The sequence below is a fragment of the Streptomyces aureoversilis genome (assembly GCF_042657885.1).
Taxonomy (GTDB): Bacteria; Actinomycetota; Actinomycetes; order Streptomycetales; family Streptomycetaceae; genus Streptomyces; species Streptomyces aureoversilis.
In genome coordinates this window covers 539,197-557,268 of the sequence record NZ_JBHSKJ010000001.1, presented here as the reverse complement: position 1 = coordinate 557,268, position 18,072 = coordinate 539,197, and the positions used below count along the sequence as shown (strand labels likewise).

The 18,072-nt window shown below is 70.5% G+C and carries 17 protein-coding genes and 4 pseudogenes; 9 read left to right on the top strand and 12 right to left on the bottom strand.

The features are described from left to right. Window positions 1–36: 36 nt before the first annotated feature. A complete protein-coding gene (locus ACFPP6_RS02330) occupies window positions 37–537 on the top strand; it encodes a hypothetical protein (RefSeq protein WP_382036479.1) in 501 nt (166 codons plus the stop codon). Between the two features lie 134 nt (window positions 538–671). Further along, complete coding sequence (locus ACFPP6_RS02325) at window positions 672–998, top strand: hypothetical protein (protein ID WP_382036807.1); 327 nt, start codon at window positions 672–674, stop codon at window positions 996–998. On the opposite strand, the pseudogene ACFPP6_RS02320 reads toward ACFPP6_RS02325, so the two are convergent. The 3 genes and pseudogenes from ACFPP6_RS02320 to ACFPP6_RS02310 form a co-directional block, all read right to left on the bottom strand. Then, window positions 955–1,194: pseudogene (locus ACFPP6_RS02320) on the bottom strand (helix-turn-helix domain-containing protein); the annotation flags it as partial. The gene ACFPP6_RS02325 and the pseudogene ACFPP6_RS02320 overlap by 44 nt on opposite strands. Window positions 1,195–1,290: 96 nt before the next feature. After that, window positions 1,291–1,734 carry a hypothetical protein gene (locus ACFPP6_RS02315; RefSeq protein ID WP_382036476.1) on the bottom strand — a complete coding sequence of 148 codons (444 nt, stop codon included), beginning with the start codon at window positions 1,732–1,734 and terminating at the stop codon, window positions 1,291–1,293. A 461-nt stretch (window positions 1,735–2,195) separates the two neighbouring features. Next, complete coding sequence (locus ACFPP6_RS02310) at window positions 2,196–2,456, bottom strand: hypothetical protein (RefSeq protein WP_382036473.1); 261 nt, start codon at window positions 2,454–2,456, stop codon at window positions 2,196–2,198. Between the two features lie 182 nt (window positions 2,457–2,638). On the opposite strand from ACFPP6_RS02310, the gene ACFPP6_RS02305 reads away from it, so the two are divergent. Both ACFPP6_RS02305 and ACFPP6_RS02300 read left to right on the top strand, forming a co-directional pair. After that, on the top strand, window positions 2,639–3,037 hold the full coding sequence (locus ACFPP6_RS02305) for a hypothetical protein (RefSeq protein WP_382036470.1): 399 nt from the start codon (window positions 2,639–2,641) through the stop codon (window positions 3,035–3,037). Between the two features lie 213 nt (window positions 3,038–3,250). Next, on the top strand, window positions 3,251–3,778 hold the full coding sequence (locus tag ACFPP6_RS02300) for a hypothetical protein (RefSeq protein ID WP_382036467.1): 528 nt from the start codon (window positions 3,251–3,253) through the stop codon (window positions 3,776–3,778). 22 nt (window positions 3,779–3,800) lie between these two features. Here the strand turns inward: ACFPP6_RS02300 and ACFPP6_RS02295 are convergent. Then, a pseudogene (locus ACFPP6_RS02295) lies at window positions 3,801–3,960 on the bottom strand (IS5/IS1182 family transposase); the annotation flags it as partial. An 821-nt stretch (window positions 3,961–4,781) separates the two neighbouring features. On the opposite strand from ACFPP6_RS02295, the gene ACFPP6_RS02290 reads away from it, so the two are divergent. Continuing rightward, window positions 4,782–5,087, top strand: a complete 306-nt coding sequence (locus ACFPP6_RS02290; protein ID WP_382036464.1) for a hypothetical protein — start codon at window positions 4,782–4,784, stop codon at window positions 5,085–5,087. Continuing rightward, the gene (locus tag ACFPP6_RS02285) at window positions 5,084–5,788 is read left to right on the top strand and encodes a spirocyclase AveC family protein (RefSeq protein ID WP_382036461.1); all 705 of its coding nucleotides are present in this window, start codon (window positions 5,084–5,086) and stop codon (window positions 5,786–5,788) included. The genes ACFPP6_RS02290 and ACFPP6_RS02285 overlap by 4 nt, the downstream gene beginning before the upstream one ends. 127 nt (window positions 5,789–5,915) lie before the next feature. On the opposite strand, the gene ACFPP6_RS02280 is transcribed toward ACFPP6_RS02285, so the two are convergent. The 4 genes from ACFPP6_RS02280 to ACFPP6_RS02265 form a co-directional block, all read right to left on the bottom strand. Then, the gene (locus tag ACFPP6_RS02280; protein ID WP_382036458.1) at window positions 5,916–7,739 is read right to left on the bottom strand and encodes a ricin-type beta-trefoil lectin domain protein; all 1,824 of its coding nucleotides are present in this window, start codon (window positions 7,737–7,739) and stop codon (window positions 5,916–5,918) included. A gap of 326 nt (window positions 7,740–8,065) precedes the next feature. Continuing rightward, the gene (locus ACFPP6_RS02275; RefSeq protein ID WP_382036455.1) at window positions 8,066–10,735 is read right to left on the bottom strand and encodes a SpoIIE family protein phosphatase; all 2,670 of its coding nucleotides are present in this window, start codon (window positions 10,733–10,735) and stop codon (window positions 8,066–8,068) included. Window positions 10,736–11,012: 277 nt separating this feature from the next. Beyond that, entirely contained in the window at window positions 11,013–11,294 is a 282-nt protein-coding gene (locus tag ACFPP6_RS02270; protein WP_382036452.1) for a peptidylprolyl isomerase, read from the bottom strand. Between the two features lie 225 nt (window positions 11,295–11,519). Beyond that, window positions 11,520–13,946: a glycoside hydrolase family 65 protein gene (locus ACFPP6_RS02265; protein WP_382036450.1), complete on the bottom strand. Its 2,427-nt coding sequence runs from the start codon at window positions 13,944–13,946 to the stop codon at window positions 11,520–11,522. Between the two features lie 420 nt (window positions 13,947–14,366). Between ACFPP6_RS02265 and ACFPP6_RS02260 the strand changes: the two genes are divergently transcribed. From ACFPP6_RS02260 to ACFPP6_RS02250, 3 genes and pseudogenes are all read left to right on the top strand, one after another. Continuing rightward, the gene (locus tag ACFPP6_RS02260; protein WP_382036447.1) at window positions 14,367–14,537 is read left to right on the top strand and encodes a hypothetical protein; all 171 of its coding nucleotides are present in this window, start codon (window positions 14,367–14,369) and stop codon (window positions 14,535–14,537) included. Beyond that, a complete protein-coding gene (locus tag ACFPP6_RS02255; protein WP_382036445.1) occupies window positions 14,537–14,887 on the top strand; it encodes an ArsR/SmtB family transcription factor in 351 nt (116 codons plus the stop codon). The genes ACFPP6_RS02260 and ACFPP6_RS02255 overlap by 1 nt, the downstream gene beginning before the upstream one ends. A gap of 314 nt (window positions 14,888–15,201) precedes the next feature. Further along, window positions 15,202–15,408 (top strand): annotated as a pseudogene (locus ACFPP6_RS02250) (DUF6126 family protein); the annotation flags it as partial. Window positions 15,409–15,518: 110 nt separating this feature from the next. Here ACFPP6_RS02250 and ACFPP6_RS02245 read toward each other — a convergent pair. From ACFPP6_RS02245 to ACFPP6_RS02230, 4 genes and pseudogenes are all read right to left on the bottom strand, one after another. Further along, on the bottom strand, window positions 15,519–15,938 hold the full coding sequence (locus tag ACFPP6_RS02245; RefSeq protein WP_382036443.1) for an ATP-binding protein: 420 nt from the start codon (window positions 15,936–15,938) through the stop codon (window positions 15,519–15,521). Further along, entirely contained in the window at window positions 15,935–16,363 is a 429-nt protein-coding gene (locus tag ACFPP6_RS02240; RefSeq protein ID WP_382036440.1) for a pyridoxamine 5'-phosphate oxidase family protein, read from the bottom strand. The genes ACFPP6_RS02245 and ACFPP6_RS02240 overlap by 4 nt, the downstream gene beginning before the upstream one ends. Window positions 16,364–16,440: 77 nt before the next feature. Further along, window positions 16,441–17,674 (bottom strand): annotated as a pseudogene (locus ACFPP6_RS02235) (SulP family inorganic anion transporter); the annotation flags it as partial. Then, window positions 17,671–18,018 (bottom strand): ArsR/SmtB family transcription factor, encoded by a 348-nt coding sequence (locus ACFPP6_RS02230; RefSeq protein WP_382036437.1) that lies wholly within the window; start codon window positions 18,016–18,018, stop codon window positions 17,671–17,673. The gene ACFPP6_RS02230 and the pseudogene ACFPP6_RS02235, both read right to left, overlap by 4 nt. Window positions 18,019–18,072 lie beyond the last annotated feature (54 nt).

The window sequence follows — 18,072 nt, the reverse complement described above, 5'->3', positions numbered from 1 at the left end:
ACCACCCATCGCACACCACGCGAACGGAGACGTGACATGTCAGCTCGTACTGCCACGATGCGCGTACTCGCCCTCACCACGGCGGCCACGGCACTGGGACTGGCGCTCGCCCAGGGCGCACAGGCCGCCTCCCCGGCAGCTCCCGCGACCGGCCCGGGCAACAACCGGACGGCCGCAGCGGCGGCCTCCGAGGACAACCCCTTCGCCGCAATCGACTTGCAGCACCTCAAGGCCGAGCAGCGCATCATGTGGCCCGCCGGGCACCCGGTCCCCTTCTGGGCGCTCGTACTCGACGACGAGACCGTCTCGAAGCGGTACGCCGACGGCGAATTCTTCGTCTACGCCCCGGCCACGCACGAGTTCGGCTGGTTCCTCGACACCGACATAGCAACCAGGGCCGTCAGGAACCCGCACCAAGTGGTGATCGCCGACAGCGACTTCCTGCGTTCGCACCCCCGCGTCGAGGTGCGGTACGGCAACCCGGACCGGCCGCAGCGGGCTCGTGTCGTAGCCACCGCGACGACGTGGATGCGGTAGCGCGGACGACACACCGGTGGACGCGTAGCGCTGCCACCGCCGAGACAGCCGGAGGGCACCGCCCGGCGCCCGAGGCCCCAGCAACCCGCCTCCCGCCACGACCCGAACGTGCCCGCCCCCGGCTGACCCTGCTCTTGGCCGGTCTGGAATCGCAGGGGGACCACAACCCCACCGTGATCGCCCGCCTCAACATCGACCTGAGCACCTCCGACCAGCCGGACCGGCTGTCCACGGCCACCTCGCCCGTGGACACCGGTATCGACGAGAACGGCACCATCAGCGTGGCCCCGGACGGCCGGCACGGCTACATGGTCGACACGGATGCCACTCTCTCCGCGGTAGAACTGCGCAGCGGCGTCAAGGATCCGCTGATCCGCATCTGCGACCTCGTCGACCTGGACGCCGCCCGGGACTGTGCTTGCCCGGGGCCAAGGCCGGCAGGGGCCCGTGCCGGCCGATGATCCGGCCGACGGCCGCCGGTGAGACCCCGAAGAGCGGGGCGAGCTGGCGCATGGTGAGGTTCGTGCGGCAGTACATCGCCACGAGCAGGACCCGGTCCCCCAGGGGCGGTCCCCATGGGCGGCCCGGCCGGTCCGGGTGCCACCGCCAGCCAGTACCGGGTGGACCCTGGCGTCGCCCTCCCGCGGCTCGGCTCACAACCGCTCGATCCAGCCGAAGCCGCCGTCCGGCCCGACGATGTAACCGTCGGGAGTGGCCCGCGGGCCGAGGGCCCGCGGCTCGCCGTGGGTGGTTTCAGGATCTGGTTGTCGTCCATGAGCTGCAGGTGCTGTCGATGACATGCTTGTTGCCCCACTCGCCGGCGCAGACCCGGAACTCGAGGATGTATCCCTCGGAGAAGTCCTTGTTCTTGTATCGATACGTCTGGAATCCGGCGGTGTTCCAGATGGTCCCTTGCCGAACGGTCGCCTGGCTCTCGGGGTAGATGCTGCGCCAGGCAACGAGGGCCGAGTGCCCGTCCGCCTTGTGGTCGACGATCTCGAACCAGTCCCCGACCTCGCGGAAGCATGCCTTCCCCACGGAGTTTGAGACGCACTTCATGGCAGACGGAACACTCCCGTCCCACGGCCCGTCGTCGGCCTGTTCGACCGAGAAGATGACGGCCGAGGCGTTACTGATCGTGAGTAAGGTCGCGGCGGCGATACCGCCGAGGACAGTGGCTATTCGTGCTTTACGCAAGGCAGTTACTTCCTTTGACAGTTGTTCGGCTGGGACGCTGCGAGTGTAGAGCTGCCCGGCGTCTTCCGCATCGGGTCGCGCCCCGAAGGGAATCCCACAGATTGATCACCACTCGATACACGCCTTCGGCACGTGCCGGCGAGCCCACCGGCCTGGGCCGGAAGGCCGAACCTTGATCGGCTGTGCGACGGTGACGGCGCACCGGCAGCGGCTGACAGTGGGGAGTCCCACACCCAAGCCGGCCAGCGGAGGCCGACGATGAACACCCACGACCGGTCGGACATCTCCGATACCAGGAGGCCGCCGCCGCGGCGGCGGCCCAGCTGATCGAGCTGTCGCCCGGCCACCTCCACTCCACCGCCCTGCGCACCGCCGCACACATCCTGCCGCCCCCTCCTTCACGTCGATCGTCGAGGCGGAGGAGGAGGCGACGGCATAGACCAGCAGACCAGCAGGCCAGGTCACACGTACGTGAACGTGACGTCGTTGCTCTTCTCACCGTCGGCGACGGCGACGACCTGGACGGTTCCCGCCCCTGCGGGGACGGTCACGTCGAGCTCCGTGTGGCCGTCGGGGTAGGTCTCCTCGAACCAGTCCTCCGCGCTGAGCGAGGTGTTTCCCCAGATCACTTCGGTCACGCTCTCCAGCTCCCCGCTGAGGGTGACCCACTGCTGCCCTTCCTGCCCTTTGGGAGGCCGGATGCTGTCGATGTGGACGCTCATCGCTGTGCCCTTTCGACGGGGTTCTTCGGCATCGTTCCCACTGTTGGGCAGGGGCCTGGCTGCCGCAACCGCGGGGGCCTGCGCCCGGTGCACGGCCCGTGCCTTCTACTGAAAAGTGCAATAAAAACAGCCCTCTGTAAGCTATGCCGGATTTGCAGTTCTCACTACGTCAGGACCTTTACGTGCACGTCCCGCACCTGCCCTTGAGCGCCTGGTGGGCCATCACCATCGCTGCGCTCGCGACAGACTTGGCCTTCTGGCTGCCGCTCATGCCATCCGCCACGAGCAAGTGGAAGCGGGGCACCGGTACCGCCGCACCCGCGGCATGCGTCGCAGCGCTCCTCCTGCTCACCGGCGGCACCCTGGAAGAGACCCTGCCGGTCCTCGCCATCTGGTTCGTCACGCCGTCCCTGATGTTCGCCGGCCACCGGAAGGTGATGCGGCAGCTCTGGCTGGACCACGAGCGGCCCGAAGCGGTCCAGGAGGACCGCAAGGTGCCCGTACTGATATGGGTGCAGGCGGCGGTCGTGCTTGCGGTGATGGCCTGCCCTGCGGGGTGGCTCGTCTGGCACATCGGCTGACCAAGCCGACCCTGGGGGCTGTCCGACGGGTCCTGCAAGAGCCGACCCATCGGACAGCCATCAGGTGTCGGGTGGGCCTTGAGCGAGCCCAGGTGAGGCGCGGCACACCCGATCGGGTGAAGTGCTTGCGGGAGGTCTGTTCAGTGTGGGCAAGTCCCGCTCTTCTGGCACTGCTCCCGGAGCGAGGGGGCACAAGCGAGTGGAGGCCCTGGAATGGCTCGATCGGCGATCAGACGCCTCTGGAATCCCGTCATCGCAGTACTGGCGCTGTCCGGCTCCCTCTTCGTCACTACCGCCACGGCCGCGGAGCACCGGGCCGCTGCCGTACCGCCGGGCGACTACTGCGGCCCGCAAGAAGGCTTCTACGGTGGGGGCCAGTACACCTACGCCGAAGTGCGGGTGTGTCTGCACTTCGAAGACGGTGGTTCCTCGGAGGTGCGGGTGAGCACCCACAACAACAGCTATTACTGGGGCAGCTCCTGGTACAACGCGAGCGCGAACTACCCGGCTTACTGGAGAGCCGAGGGGGCCGTGAGCAAGGGTGGCCAGACGGCTGACTACTCTGTCTCCCACCGCCAGGAGTCCCGCGACGGCTGGGCCGGCGCAGCGCAATCGGCAGCCCGCGAGTGCGGCGCGGCCACCGTCACCCTGAACTTCCATCAAAACGGTCCGTACTGGACCGGCAGCGACAATGACATCGACTCGGGCGAGCGCACCTACCAGATCGACGTGCCGTGCTGACTTCTAAGGCTTGCCTGGTAGGTCATGTGCGGAGCCGGAGGCGGATGGCTGCGGCGGTCACAGTGCGGTGAAAGACATATGTCGAAGCGTGTCGCTACAGCCTGGAAGATCTTCAACCGGTTGAACAGCCGCTCGACCTCGTTCCTGCGGGCGTAGCACGCTGGATGGAAACCGGCGCGTCTCGAGTCTGCCGACGCGGCAGGTAGCGGCGGTTGCGGGGCGCTTCGAGCGCAGTGCCGTCGTCCCCGCTGACGCCGGGGCCGCCCAGTACGAGCGCACCCGCACAACGGCGGGATCGGCGGCGACACGCCTCGTCAGCTGCCGTCCTGCGGCAGCCGGTCCCGCCCGGTCCACCGGCTGCCGTGCGCGGGCAAGCAGGAGGAGGTCGGGCGCACCGAGACGGAAATGCGCCTCCGCCGCCCTGTCCGCCCGCACGGATTCCGCCGTGGGCGGCAGGAACCCCGCGGTCGACAAGTGATCGTCGACGGAGTACGCCAGCCAGGCCGAAGCCACGGCGAACGCCAAGGCACACAGGAGGACCGCGCGCCATCGCCGCAGCAGAACCCGACGCCACCCATCAGGCCGGCCCGGACGTCCGCGCAGTCCGGTCGAATCACCAGTCCTCTCGGCGGGCTCCTGAGCCCTGCGGGGCGAGGTGACGCGTGGGCGTTGACCGGTCGCGTTCGAGGCCGCGCCGCCGTCCGTGCCCCGGGAGGCGCGGCGAGTTCGCTCCTTCACCCGTCGGCTCCCCGCCATGGTGACGTCCGGTGGATCGCCGTCACCGGTGGGTGCTCTCGTCCGTCTTCCGTCCGGGCGCGCGCTCCGGGCGGCGGGGCCAGGGAACCGAACCGTAAGCGGCCCCCCGGCAACGGCGCGGGCGATGCCCCGCGCCTCGACACCGGCCTGATACAGCGCTCCGCTCAACGGATTGGTGAAACCGGTGAAGTAGAGATGGGGCGCTGTTGCGCACGTTCGGGGCCCGCACACGACGGGGTACCCAGCCTTGCGCGCCTATCGCCCGCGTCAGGCGCGGCAGCTGCGCTGGCCGTGGCTGCTGTCCACCTCGATGGACCGCGGCTGGCAGGAGGGGCCCGAGCCGCTGCCGTCAAGGTTCCTGAGCGGGGCGGCGGACGCGTGGATGTGTTCCCTCGCCGGAGACGCGGAGATGTTCTCCCGCTTCATCACCGTCACGCACATGCTGTCCGGGCCCGGCGTGCTGCTGGCTCCCCGCTCTCTCGCCCGCATCGGTAGGGCATATCTGCACCATCGCCAGGCTCCCGGGGGCTCCCACCGGGAGGAGGTTCCGTGAAGCACTCTCCCGAGACCAAAAGCCCTGACGCGGCGGCCCCGCAGATGTGGATGCCTCGCCTGTTCCGGACTCCGGCCTTCGCGTGGGCTGCGGTCGGCGCAGTGTTCCTGGCGGCCCAGACGTGGGTGATCGGCCGCTGGCTCGCCGGCGGGGGCCCGGACCAGAAGGTCACCGGCGCCTACGGGATCTCTCAGACGCGTCGCACTGTTCTGACCGTGTGCGAGCTGGCCGTCATTGCCGCAGTGGCCGTGTGTGCGGCGTGGATCATCCGTGACCTGCGGCGCAAACGGCACGTCACCGTCCACGCGGCGCTCTTCCTCGGCTACGGCACCGCGCACTGGATGGACCCGGTCCTGAACTACAGCGGGTGGGGGTTCGCCAACAACCGCTCGGTGCATCACGTCGCCGGATGGGGTCCGTTCCTGCCGGGCTGGAGTGGACCCGAGGCATCCCCGCAGCCCCTCATCTACGCGACCGGCCTGTTCTTTCCCCTGCTCATCCTGAGTCCCCGCATGACCGTGCGGGAGGTGGCCATCTTCGCCGGGACACCCGCGTACGGCGGAGTTCGTCACAGTGCGGTCCGGCTGCTGGCCGGCATCGGGTTCGCGCACGTAACGCTGCTGATCTGGCTGCTCGGTGTCGGCTTGTCCCTGCGCCATCAGGGCATTCCTGCCGACACCCCCTCCTTCCTGCGCCTGTGATCCGTTCAGGGCACGGGGATACTCCCTGAAGGTCTCGCCGGAAGGCTCGGTCGCGTTGGCGGTGGGGGGACGGGCTGATGCCCGGCGGCCCCAGTGGCCGCCGGGCATCACGGGTGCACTGCGGGTATCAGTCCCCCGTCTCGTCGGGTCCGGCGGAGGCGTCGAAGGGGGCGAAGAACCAGCGCTGGGAGGCGCGGCCGCGTTCGCACTGATTGACGTTGACGATGTCCGAGCCGGTGTGGGCGGCCAGCTGGTTCAGGTCCAGGCAAGGCTCAGTACCGAGGACGCTCTGGTCGCTGCGGAGCCGGAAGGTATTCTCGGCGGCCGGCTCCACGTGCCAGGTCTGGGCGCGGGAGCTGTTGCAGGCCCGCAGGTCGAGGCCGAGGACCCCGCTGTTCGGGACGTTCGCGTCCGTCTCGATGCAGAGGCCGGTCGCCGCGTCGCGCATGCGCAGCCGCTCGGCGCCGACCCATTCGGGGATCCACTTCTCCTCGTTGGGCGTGGGCTTGGTGCGGTGCGGGTGGGCGCGCACGCGGGTACCGCTGAGCCCGCGGGGTTCGCCGGCCAGCATCCGGCCGGTGCGGACGTTCTCCAGCCCGAAGGGGCCGGGGTGGGCGATGGACAGGTCGCCCGCGAAGAAGTTGGCCCTGGGGTCGGAGTCGGCGGGGGGACCGAGGAACCAGTGCTGGCTGTCCTTCGCCTTGCAGGGGTTCAGCTCGAGGCCGTAGAGGTCACGCGGGCTGGTCGCCGTGCCCGCGTCCAGGCAGAGCCCGAGCGCGATGTTGCGGACCTGGTACTGCTCGTTGCCGAACGAGAGCAGCCGCCAGCGTTGGATGCTGCTCGTTCCGCAGTCGAACATGAGGGGCTTGCCGTGGTCCCGGCGGTCCTTCAGGCTGCTGAGGCACCTGCCCTTGGGGAGCCGGATGCGGACGGCTTCGGTCCCGTTGAATTCGAGGTCCCAGCGCTGGGCGAACCCTCCGTTGCGCTGGTTGGTGAGGGCGGGCATGCCGTTGAGCGCGCCCCCGCCCAGGGCCTCCAGCGTCCCGCCGCTCTGCATGTTCTCGATGTGGCGGGGGCTGGTGAACAGGGGCTGCGGCTCGCCGCCCGCGCGCATGCCGCCGACGGCGACGGCCCAGTGGTCCGCAGAGGCGCCGTTGAGGCGGCGCCTCGGGTGGTCCGGGATATTGACGGACGCCACCACATAGTCCAGCTCGCGGCGGCCCTCGTGGGTGGGCAGACCGGTGGCGTAGGCGTGGGCGCCGGGCGGCAGGGCGAAGTTGCCCGGCTCGTTGTTGAAGTCGGCCCCGACGGTCCACGACCGGCCCGGCACCTGGTTCACGAAGGCCGCGATGCGGGCGAGCATGACGTCCGACTCGTTGGTCGGGTTGTTCCTGCTGGTGGGCCGGGCATGGAACGTGAAGTACCAGTCGTCGTCGAACCGCACCCCGAGCGCGGCCCGCCCGTCGGCGATCGGGCTGGGCACGGCGGTCACCTCGTCCGGTGTGCGCTGCGTGACGACGGCGACGTTGTTGCGGCCGCCCTCGTAGCGCCCGCCCATGCGGTCGGTCTGCAGGAAGTAGACCTCGTAGTCCGCGGACCTGTACGTCCAGCGGTGGTGCTGGATGTATCCCGCCCGGCCGACCTGCGGCAGTCCCGCAACGGGGGTGGTGCCCTGGAACCTGCCGGGCGGCGTCGGACCCGCCTCCTGCAGGGTCACGATCTCGGCGGCCTGGATGTAATTGCCGATCGTGGTGGTCCACTTGCTGTCCTGGCCGCTTGTGGCGCCGAGCATGTTGTACGTGATGAGCGGGGTGCTGCGGAGCGGCGAGGCCTGTGCGGGTGCTGCCGGCAGGACCGCGATCGCTGCCGACGCGACGACCGTCACCAGGGAGGTGAGGCCGGCGACCGGCCGGCGGCGCGGATTTCTCGCGAGACGTGCCGGCGGCCTCACGCGTTGCTTCGAAAAGGGGCGGAGCAATCGCCTCATGTCTCTCCCGTACGTCGGGTGGCGCACTGTCGCGCACCGAGCCTCCGGTGAGCCAACTCGCCTTGGTGAGAGGGAAGTTATTGATTTCGGAAGCCTGTCTACCGAATCCGGGGGTGGAGTTTCCAGGGGTCCGGTTGAAATGAGAACGTGTCCTCGGTCACGCGCTGCCGCGCCGGCACACGGGCGATCGACGGGATCAGTGGAGGCCTCTCAGGTGCTCTGTCCTGAGGCCGGTGAGGAAGTGGGGCGAATGTCCAGGACGGCTTCGCCGCAACGGCTGAGCCGGTGGCTCACTCCGCGGTCGGCAGGGGCTGCTCGGTCCAGATGATCTTGCCGGTGGGTGTGTAGCGGGTGCCCCACCGCTGGGTGATCTGGGCGACGATGAACAGGCCCCGGCCCCCCTCGTCGTCGGCGGCGGCGTGGCGCAGGTGGGGCGAGGTGTGGCCGGTGTCGGCGACCTCGCAGACGAGGCTGCGGTCGCGGATCAGCCGGACGTGGACCGGCCCGCCGGAGGCGTAGCGGACGGCGTTGGTGACCAGCTCGCTGACGATCAGCTCGGTCGTGAACGACAGGTCCTCGAGCCCCCACTCGCCCAGCTGCCCGCTGGTGACGGACCGGGCCCGCGCGACGCTCGCGGGGTCGGCGTCCAGCTCCCAGACCGCCACCTGGTGCCGGTCGAGCAGCCGGGTACGGACCAGGAGCAGGGCCGCGTCGTCGTCCACCGGTCCGGGCAGCAGCTCGGCCACGGTGCGGTCGCAGAGCTCCTCCAGGGGGCGCCGGCACTCGGTGAGGACGCCGGTGAGCAGGCCGATCCCCGTCTCGGCGTCGTGGTCCGGGGCCTGGACGAGACCGTCGGTGAACAGGGCGAGCAGGCTGCCGGCGGGCAGCTGGAGTTCCACGCTCTGGAAGGGCGCGCCGCCCAGGCCCAGGGGCGGGCCCTCCGGGAGGCCCGGACGGCTGACGGCACCGCGGGCGGGGTCGACGAGGGCGGGCGGCGAGTGGCCCGCGCGCGCCATGCTGCACCGCCCGGACACCGGGTCGTAGACGGCGTACAGGCAGGTGACCCCCAGGGCCTCGTCGCCGCCGGCCCCCGGCGTGCCCCCGCCGCGGCCTTGCGCCCGCTCCTCGGCGGCGCGCTCCTCCTCGGCGGTCCGCCCGACCACGTCGTCCAAGCGCGCGAGCAGCTCGTCCGGGGCGAGGTCGAGCCGGGCCAGGACCCGTACGCTCGTACGCAGCCGGCCCATGGTGGCGGCGGCGCGCAGCCCGTGGCCGCGCACGTCCCCGACCACCAGGCCGACCCGGGAGCTCGACAGCGGGATGACGTCGAACCAGTCGCCGCCCACCCCGGAGCGGCTGTCGGCGGGCACGTAGCGGCTGGCCGTCTCGACGCCGGTCAGCGAGGGCAGGTGGTGGGGCAGCAGACCGCGTTGCAGTTTGAGGGCGGCGGTGTGTTCTCGCGTGATGACCAGCATCAGGACGACACCGACCAGCAGGGCACCCAGGCCCACGACGCTCACCCCGCCGGTGTGCCCGAGGAGCGGCAGGTCGAAGGAGGTCGAGCCGTAGTCCGGGGCGGCGTAGACGACGAAGGCGGCGTAGCAGAACAGGCTGAGCATCAGGAGCCCGCCCAGCCCCGGAAGCACCCCCTTGAAGAGCAGGTCCCGGGGGCTGCGGGTGAGCCGCTCGCGGTAGCACCAGACGCAGGCGAAGCCGGTGAGGCCGTAGTAGAAGGCGATCGCGAGGCCGACCGCACTGATGGAGTCGGCCAGCACGTCGTGGCTGATCACGGTCAGCAGGACGAGGAAACCGATGGAGACCAGGCCCATGCCGACGGTCGACCAGGTCGGGGTGAGGAACCTGCGGTGCACCCGGGCGAAGTGCGAGGGGACGGCCTTGTGGGCCGCCATGGAGAAGACGGTGCGGGCCAGCGGCAGGATGGTGGTCTGGGTGGACGCGACCGCCGAGGTCAGCACCGTGAAGATGAGCAGCTTGGTGAGGAACCAGCCGGTGCCCGTGGTGCCGAAGACGGCACCGCCCAGGCCGGAGAGCACGTCCCCGGAGTTGGCCGTGTTGCCCAGACCGGTGCCCTCGGTGCCGATCCCGGCGAACGCCTGCGCGGACGTCGCCACCAGGGCGTAGATGCCCAGGAGGAGCACGGTGGAGACGACCGCCGCCCGTCCGGGGGTGTGCCTGCTGTCGGCGGTCTCCTCGTTGACCGCGACGGCGGTGTCCCAGCCCCAGTAGATGAAGACCGCGGCGAGGAGGCCCGCGGTCAGCTCCTTGGCCGAGGGCACATGGAGGGGGTTGAACCAGGAGGCGGAGACGTGGATCGCCGTCGGTGGCCCGTCGGTGTAAACCTTGACCAGGGCGGCCACCGCGAACAGGATCAGCACCGCCACCTCGGCGCACACCAGCCAGCGCTGGAGGGCCGCCGACACCTCGATACCCACGTAGCAGACCGCGGTCATCACGGCGATCCAGGTGACCCCCGCGACGGTGGTCCACAGCCGGTCCTCGGCGAGCGAGTCGAACCCCAGCAGCCGGAAGCCGTAGATGCCGGCGATCTCCGAGAGGTTCGCCATGGCGATGACGTCGGCGACGATGATGCCCCAGCCGCCCATCCAGCCGATGCGCGGGCCGAAGGCGCGGGATGCCCAGGTGAAGGTGGTCCCGCAGTCGGCGTCGCCCGCGTTGAGCTCCCGGTAGGCGTACGCGATCAGCAGCATCGGCACGAAGGCCAGCATCGTCACGACCGGCGCCTGAAGGCCGACGCCCGCGACGATCAGGCCGAGCGTCGCCGCCAGGCTGTACGCCGGAGCGGTGGAGGACAGGCCCATGGCGACCGAGGAGAACAGTCCCAGGGCACCGGCCTTGAGCCCCTTCTCGCCCGCGCCGGGGCCGGGCGCGAGCGGCGCGGCGGACTCGACCGGACCACCGAAGAGCTTCACCCCTGCATTCATCTCCGCTCGATCTGCATTCATCTCCGCATCTCGCCTGGAGAGCTCGCGCCCTCGAGGGAACTCATGATCGCCATTTTCCCCGTGGTCGATCAGGTCCGCCATACGATGACGCGCCGGGCGGGTGCGGGCCGCCACATGGGGGTAACACGCCACGGCCCGCCCGCACCCAGCGGTGCAGGCGGGCCGGACACAAGCGGCCGGCAGAACCACCTCAGCCAGGTGCGACGGAGAACCGTACCGGCGTCATCGGCGAATCCGTGCGAAAGTGGCCACCGTGTCAGTCCTGGCGGGCGGTCACCTCAATGAGGTGGTATCCGAACTGGGTCTTCACCGGCCCCTGGACCACATGCGTCGGGGCCGAGAAGACGACCGTGTCGAACTCGGGAACCATCTGCCCCGGACCGAACGAACCCAGGTCGCCGCCCTGTCGGCCGGAGGGGCACGTGGAGTGCGCCTTGGCGAGCTCGGCGAAATCAGCCCCGGCCTCGACCTGCGCCTTCAGCTCGTTCGCCTTGTCCTCAGAACTGACCAGAATGTGCCGCGCAGAAGCCCTAGCCATTATTTACATCCCTTCGAGTACATATCAACATCGCCGGGAAGACGCTCCGAGGGACCTTCTCAGGTGCGACGCCCACGGCACCGACCTGCCGTCGATCCCCTCGTCTCCCGTGAGCCGGCCTCATCGGACGGCCGCCAGCGCATCGTCTCACGTGCCACCCCCGCCACCGGGCCACCACGCCTTCACTTGCGAAACCGGCCGGGCCGGGGCCGGGAACCCGGGAGCTCACCGGCACGGCGGTCCGGCCCGGGGGCGCCCTCGACGCAGCGTCAGTGTTCTCGTCTCCCCCGGGTCGATGGTGAGCGAACGGCCGGGCAGGACGACCCTGACAGGGGATTCTTCCGAGTCCGGCACGCTGACGGTCAGTTGCTCGCCCCGCAGCCGTACCCCGATCCCCCAGTGTCCCCGGTAGCGGATGGTGAAGCCGAACTCGGACAGTTCGGGGAGCTCCACCGGGTCGAGCCGGAGGGCGTCTTCGCGGGTCTCCATCCCGGTCAGGCCGCGCTGCACCAGATCCAGGGTGCCGGCCATCGCGCCGAGGTGGATGCCCTCGGCCGTGGTGCCGCCCTGGAGGTCGGCGACGTCGCCCTCCAGGGCTTCCCTGCAGTAGAACCAGGCGTCGGCGCGGCGGGCCCGGACGAGTACCCAGCCGTGGACCAGCCCGCTGAGGGTGGAGCCGTGGCTGGTGCGGCGCAGGTAGTAGTCCACGGTGCGCTGCCACGTCTCGTCGGTGAGCTCGTATCCGAGGCGGGCGAAGACGGCGGACAGCTCGGCCGGTGAGAAGAGGTATCCGAGCATCAGTGCGTCCGCCTGCTTCGACGCCTGATACCGGTTGACGGAGTCGCCTTCGGCCTCCAGGATGCGGTCCAGCCGGCGGATGTCGCCGTACTGTTCCCGGTAGCCGTCCCAGTCGAGCTCGGCCAGCTGCTCGTAGCCCTCGAACTGGCTGATGACGCCTTGGTGGAACGGTACGCGCAGGTGACGGGAGACGTCTTCCCACAGGGACAGCTCCCCGGCGTCCAGGCCTCCGTGCTCCAGCAGCTCCTGCCGGCGCCGCGGCGGCAGGGCCCTGATCAGCTCCAGAGCGCGTGCGATGACCCAGGCAGCCGTGACGTTCGTGTAGGCGTTGTCGTCGATGCCGGGCCGCACGGCCCCGTGGTAGCCGTCGTGGTATTCGTCCGGCCCGACGACACCGCGGATCCGGTAGCGACCGCTCGCCGGATCGTGCTCCGCGCTCGCCGCCCAGAAGCGGGCGATCTGCAGCAGCATCTCCGCGCCCCTGGTGTGCAGGTACCCGGTGTCACCCGTCGCCTGGCAGTACTGCCACACGTTGTAGGCGACGGCGGAACCGACGTGGTGCTGGAGGCCGGAGTGGTCGGGCAGCCAGCGGCCGGAGCGCGGGTTGAGGTGCAGCGTCTGGGTCTCGTCCCGGCCGTCGCTGCCGCTCTGCCACGGGTATTTCGCCCCAGGACGGCCCGCTTCTCGTGCGGCCGCCACGGCCCTGGGCAGGCGGCGGTGGCGGTAGTCCAGCAGCGCGCGGGAGACCTCCGGGAAGTGCAGGTTCAGATAGGGCAGGACGAACAGCTCGTCCCAGAAGACGTGTCCGCGGTACGCCTCGCCGTGCAGCCCTCTGGCCGGCACCCCCACGTCCAGGTCGGCGGTGTGCGGGGAGAGCGTCTGCAGGACGTGGAAGAGGTGGAGCCGCAGGACCCGGCCCGCCTCCCCCGGCACGCTGAGGTCCGCCTGTCTCCACAGCTCTTCCCAGGCGGCCCTGTGGGAGCGCAGCAGTGTGTCGAAGTCAGGTGCTGACGATGCCCGTTCCACGGCGGCGGAGAGAGGGTCGCTGATCGCCCGGTCCCGGGAAGTGTGCAGTGCCACGCGCTTGTCCACGGTGGCGGACCGTCCGTCATTGAGGGTGAGTTCGACTTGCTGGGCAGCCTTGTGACGGTCACCGGTTCTGGAGAAGGACGTCGGACGACATCCGGTGGCGGTCGTGCGTTCTGCCATGCCGATGCCGATGTCCGAGGTCCTCGTGCGGCAGTACAGCCAGACCGTGCCGGGCTGCGCCTCGCCGGTGCGGAAGGCGGTGAGGTGGTTGCGGTCGAGGGCCCGGTAGCGGTGCACGTTGCCGTTGATGACGTACCCGTCGAGGCCGGATTCGACGTCGATCCGCCCGGACCAGCCCTCGGGGGTGAAGACGGTCCGCAGCGCCGCGAGGTGCGGGTCGCCCATGTGGACCAGCCTGCACTGCTCCACGCGCAGGACCCGTCCGCCGGGTCCCCGGTAGCGGAAGGACCGGGTCAGCGTGCCCTGGCGCAGGTGCAGGCTCTGCCGGTGGCCGGAGACCTCACACGTGTCCATCGAGAACCACGGGCCCGGCGTACCGTCCTCGGAGAGCAGACGGAAGCGCAGGAGCAGCCAGTTCGGCAGGTTGACCATGTCCTCGTTCTCGACGCGGCGGCCCGCCACGGTCGAGACCCGGCGGTCGTAGCAGCCGGCCGCGTACGTACCCGGGTAGTGCACCAGCCCGGCCCTGCTCTCGGGCGCCGCGCCGCGCGTGGCGAAGTAGCCGTTGCCGAGCGTGCACAGCGACTCCCGCAACCGCTCACCGTCCGGGTCGTAGCCTTCGTACTCCCACGTCCACTCCGGCATCACCGGCCTCGCTTCCCGTCCTCCGCACCAGGAGATCAGACGCCCGTGCCGTCGGTGGCCCCGTGTCACCCGTTCGGGCCGGTACTGACCCGTCCGGGCGCAACTTGCCCGGCCTCACTCGTCGCCCGAGAGCGCTGTCCGTATACAGGGTCAGTTTTCGCCGGACGCCCCCTCCCGCTCCTGATGCCCGGTGAGCGAAGGCACGAGCGTGCGAATGCTCGTCGTCAACGTCGACCTCCAGCTCACCACCTCCGCCCCGACCACGACCCCCTGAACCTCCGGCGGCACCCGGCCACGCGAGCACTGGATCCCGGAGGGCTGACGGGCTTCGGTCTCGCCGCCGCCCTGGGGTAGACTTGAAGAGTTCTTCAATTCACCAGTTGCCGTAATAGCCAAGTCGTTTCGGGTGTGGAGGTCTGGGTGGGCGGGTTCATCGAGGCGGCGCGGGGTCGGGTGCGCCGGGCGCGTACGACTCTCGATGCCGCGAAGGAAGCCGGGGACGCGCACGCGGTGGCCATGGCGGAGGACGAACTGGAGGACGCGCTGCGTATCGCCGAGGCACATGGCGTGGAAACGGAGGGCGAGCAGTGATGAGGGCGCCGGTTCCGCTGTACCAGGCGAAGGCCGAGTTCTTCCGGATGCTGGGCCACCCGGTCCGCATCCGGGTGCTGGAGCTGCTCCAGGACGGACCGAGGCCGGTGCGTGACCTGCTGGCCGAGATCGACATCGAACCGTCCAGCCTGTCCCAGCAACTCGCGGTGCTACGCCGCTCGGGCATCGTGACCTCCACCCGCACCGGCTCCACCGTCATCTACGAACTCGCCGGCGGCGACGTCGCCGAACTGATGCGAGCCGCTCGCCGCATCCTCACCGAAATGCTCAGCGGACAGAACGAACTCCTGGAAGAACTCCGCGGCGCCGAGACCGAGGCTTCGCAGTGACGTGGCGCCGCAGGCGCGCGTCGCCGACGGCAGCATGTGCGGGTTCCTCTCCTGTGTGGCGGCACGTCCTGACGGTTCCGCTGGTTCCGGAGGCTTTGCGGCAGGCACGGCACGATACGACGATGGCGCTTTCGGAGTACGGGCTCCCCCCGGACTCGGCCTTCGCCGGCGCTGTCCCACTGGTGGTGAGCGAGCTGGGCGCGAACGCCGTGCGGCACGCAGCTGACCAGCCCCCACAGCGGATGTGACCATCGCGGCCGGGGCCGGTCAGCTCGTCGTCGGCGTAGCCGCCGCTCCTTCAACGCGCGGAGAGACAAGTATCCCTGCGGGTCCTGGTCCGCATCTTCGTCACCCACCTCATAGCCGGCTTCATCTGGCTGCTGTTCTACCTCGGCGGTCACGCCGGCGGCCCGCAGGACAGCTCCCCGGCGCCTGCGGCTCGTGGGTGGGCGGCCATGGGTGTCCCCGGGGCACTGGTACGTACCCGGTGGGCAGCCAGGGCCGCGGGCAGGTCGGGGTGAACCGGTATGGGGAGCCTGGTCCGCGTCGCGGACGAGGAAATCGTCGGCAGGACGACTGCCAGGTCATCCCTCGTATGTGCCGTCCGGGTCTTCTTCCTGCTGTACGGGCGTCAGATCGGCAGGGAGATCCAGATGGTCTTGCCGCCGCCGTCGACGTCCCGCAGCACTGTGCAGCTGCCGCACAGCTCCGCGGTCAGCTCGGCGATGAGGCGGAGCCCGCCGGTGCAGGCTGCGAAGCGTGCCGGGTCGGGCTGGTGGGGGTGACGGTCGTGGACGCCGAAGGCGAGGGTCTCCGGACCGGCGGCGTAGGTGACGGTCACCTGAGGTGAGACGGCTGCCGTGTGCCGGACGGTATTGGTGACGAGCTCGCTGAGCATGAGCAGTGCCGGGCCGAAGGCCTGGTGGCGGGGGTTGATGCCCCAGGACTCGACGTAGATCATCTCCGCGGTGCGGCGGGCCAGGGCCACCGAGGCGGGCACGGTGGGGCAGACGAGCACGGACCGGAACGGCAGGGAAGCGGACAGTTTCATGAAACCGTGGACCGGGTCGTGCCGCCGGTGGTGCCGGACGCGTCGGCGGCGTGGGCGAAGCGGAAGGCGGTCACGGCCTGCGGATGGATGCGCAGGAGGGTGTCGTGGGGGCCGTGGGCCCAGCCGGGGAGAGTGCGGCGGTAGTGGGCGGCTTCGTCCGGGCTGGTGATGACCTCGGCGAGACCACCGGCTGTCACCGCCCAGCCGGTCCCGGTGTTGGGGTGGAGGTAGTCGCAGTGGTAGGTGACGGTGACACGCCCGAAGAGGGCTGCGCCGGGGGCCGGGGTGCGGACGATCAGGCGCCCGTACTCCAGAACGTGGCATGCGGGGCGTACGGCGACGCCGCCCCGCTGCTCGTAGACGATGCGGCCCTGGGCGACACCGCCGAGCAGGTACCAGGCCTCCTCACCGGACACCTCGAACATGCGGCGGAGCGAGGGAGAAGTGGCCATCGGGAAGACTCCTCGGTGATCACGGCTACGGGGGCGTGCGAGCGCGCCTGGGCCGGGACGGCAGGGGCGGGGGGCAGGATTCCGGCGCTGCGCAAACGGTTGCGTGCTGCGGCGACGGCTTCGGAGGTGTCGGCGTAGTCGTCGCCCGTGGCCGCCCGGAGCAGGCCGAGGGCGCCTACCGAGTCGAGGACCCGGCGCCGGCCGGGGCGTATGCCGGAGGGCAGGGCAGTGATGCCGCGAGACCTGGTCCAGATGGGCCTGCTCGGCCACCGCCCTCAGGGCGAGCGCGCCGGCGACGAACGGTCGCGAGCTCGCGCCGGTACGGACGTTGACGGCGGTGCGGGCTATCGCGCCGGTGGCCGGGACGCCGCCGAACAGCGGGGCCGCCAGGTTGGCGAGGCCCTGGCCGAACAGCTCCTTGTCGCGGTCGTGCTTCTGCCCGGCGGTCATGCCGTCGGCGACGGACGCCGACAGCAGCGAATCCAGCGCGGCCAGGGCCGCCACTGCCACGGCGGGCGCCAGCAGTGAACCCAGTGCTCCGAGGTCCAGGAAGGCGAGCGACGGGACGGGAAGCCCCGCGGGCAGGTCCCCGATCGGACGGGCCGCGTCCAGGTGACACAGCTGCGCCACGACGGTGGCGCCGGTCACCGCGAGGATGGAGAAGGGGACGGCGGGCCGCCACCGCGCACCGATCAGCATGACCGCGGCGACCGCAGCGGCCAGTCCGACGGCGGCCCGGTTGGGCGCCTCGACGAAGGCGTCGACCGCACGCCAGGTGGCCACGAGGACCTGGCCGCCCTCGGGCTCGGCCACCCCCAGCACCTTCGGCACCTGCTGCAGCCCGATCACGCACACGATGCCGAAGGGGAAGCCTCCGACCACGGGGGCCGGCACGTACCGCATGTGGCGTCCGGCGCGGGCGAGGGCGAGCGCGGTCAGCATCGGTCCGGCGAGCAGACCGGCCATGAGGACGCCGCCGGGGCCGTACGGGGCGACGATGGGCACCAGGACCACCGTCATGGCGCCCGTGGGCCCGGACACCTGGAGATTCGACCCACCGAATACCGCGGCCGGCCCGCCCGCCGCCACCGCGGTGGCAAGCCCCGCCTCCGCGCCCAGGCCGGAGGAGACCCCGAACCCGAGGGCGAGCGGCAGGGCCACGATCGCCACCGTCGGCCCGGGCAGCAGATCACGGCGTGGGCTGCGGCCCGTGCCCGCCGGCTCGGCGCGGGCAGGCAGTACGGAACGCACCCGGGCCCACGCCCGGGCAGCAGGAGAGTTCACCGAGCACCGGCCTCGGTCTCGGCGCCGCGGAGTTCTTCCAGGAGTTCGTTCTGTCCGCTGAGCATTTCGGTGAGGATGCGGCGAGCGGCTCGCATCAGTTCGGCGACGTCGCCGCCGGCGAGTTCGTAGATGACGGTGGAGCCGGTGCGGGTGGAGGTCACGATGCCCGAGCGGCGTAGCACCGCGAGTTGCTGGGACAGGCTGGACGGTTCGATGTCGATCTCGGCCAGCAGGTCACGCACCGGCCTCGGTCCGTCCTGGAGCAGCTCCAGCACCCGGATGCGGACCGGGTGGCCCAGCATCCGGAAGAACTCGGCCTTCGCCTGCCACAGCGGAACCGGCACGGAACCCTCAGCCTCTCGCCTCGCCGAGCCTCCTGCGCGGAGGCAACGTCCGAC

Excerpts from the sequence above, each read along its gene's own strand:
- ACFPP6_RS02245 (WP_382036443.1), bottom strand. The coding sequence starts at position 15,938 with ATGAAACTGTCCGCTTCCCTGCCGTTCCGGTCCGTGCTCGTCTGCCCC.
- ACFPP6_RS02275 (WP_382036455.1), bottom strand. The coding sequence starts at position 10,735 with ATGAATGCAGGGGTGAAGCTCTTCGGTGGTCCGGTCGAGTCCGCCGCG.
- ACFPP6_RS02255 (WP_382036445.1), top strand. The coding sequence starts at position 14,537 with ATGAGGGCGCCGGTTCCGCTGTACCAGGCGAAGGCCGAGTTCTTCCGG.
- ACFPP6_RS02300 (WP_382036467.1), top strand. The coding sequence starts at position 3,251 with ATGGCTCGATCGGCGATCAGACGCCTCTGGAATCCCGTCATCGCAGTA.
- ACFPP6_RS02330 (WP_382036479.1), top strand. The coding sequence starts at position 37 with ATGTCAGCTCGTACTGCCACGATGCGCGTACTCGCCCTCACCACGGCG.
- ACFPP6_RS02265 (WP_382036450.1), bottom strand. The coding sequence starts at position 13,946 with ATGCCGGAGTGGACGTGGGAGTACGAAGGCTACGACCCGGACGGTGAG.
- ACFPP6_RS02310 (WP_382036473.1), bottom strand. The coding sequence starts at position 2,456 with ATGAGCGTCCACATCGACAGCATCCGGCCTCCCAAAGGGCAGGAAGGG.
- ACFPP6_RS02240 (WP_382036440.1), bottom strand. The coding sequence starts at position 16,363 with ATGTTCGAGGTGTCCGGTGAGGAGGCCTGGTACCTGCTCGGCGGTGTC.
- ACFPP6_RS02270 (WP_382036452.1), bottom strand. The coding sequence starts at position 11,294 with ATGGCTAGGGCTTCTGCGCGGCACATTCTGGTCAGTTCTGAGGACAAG.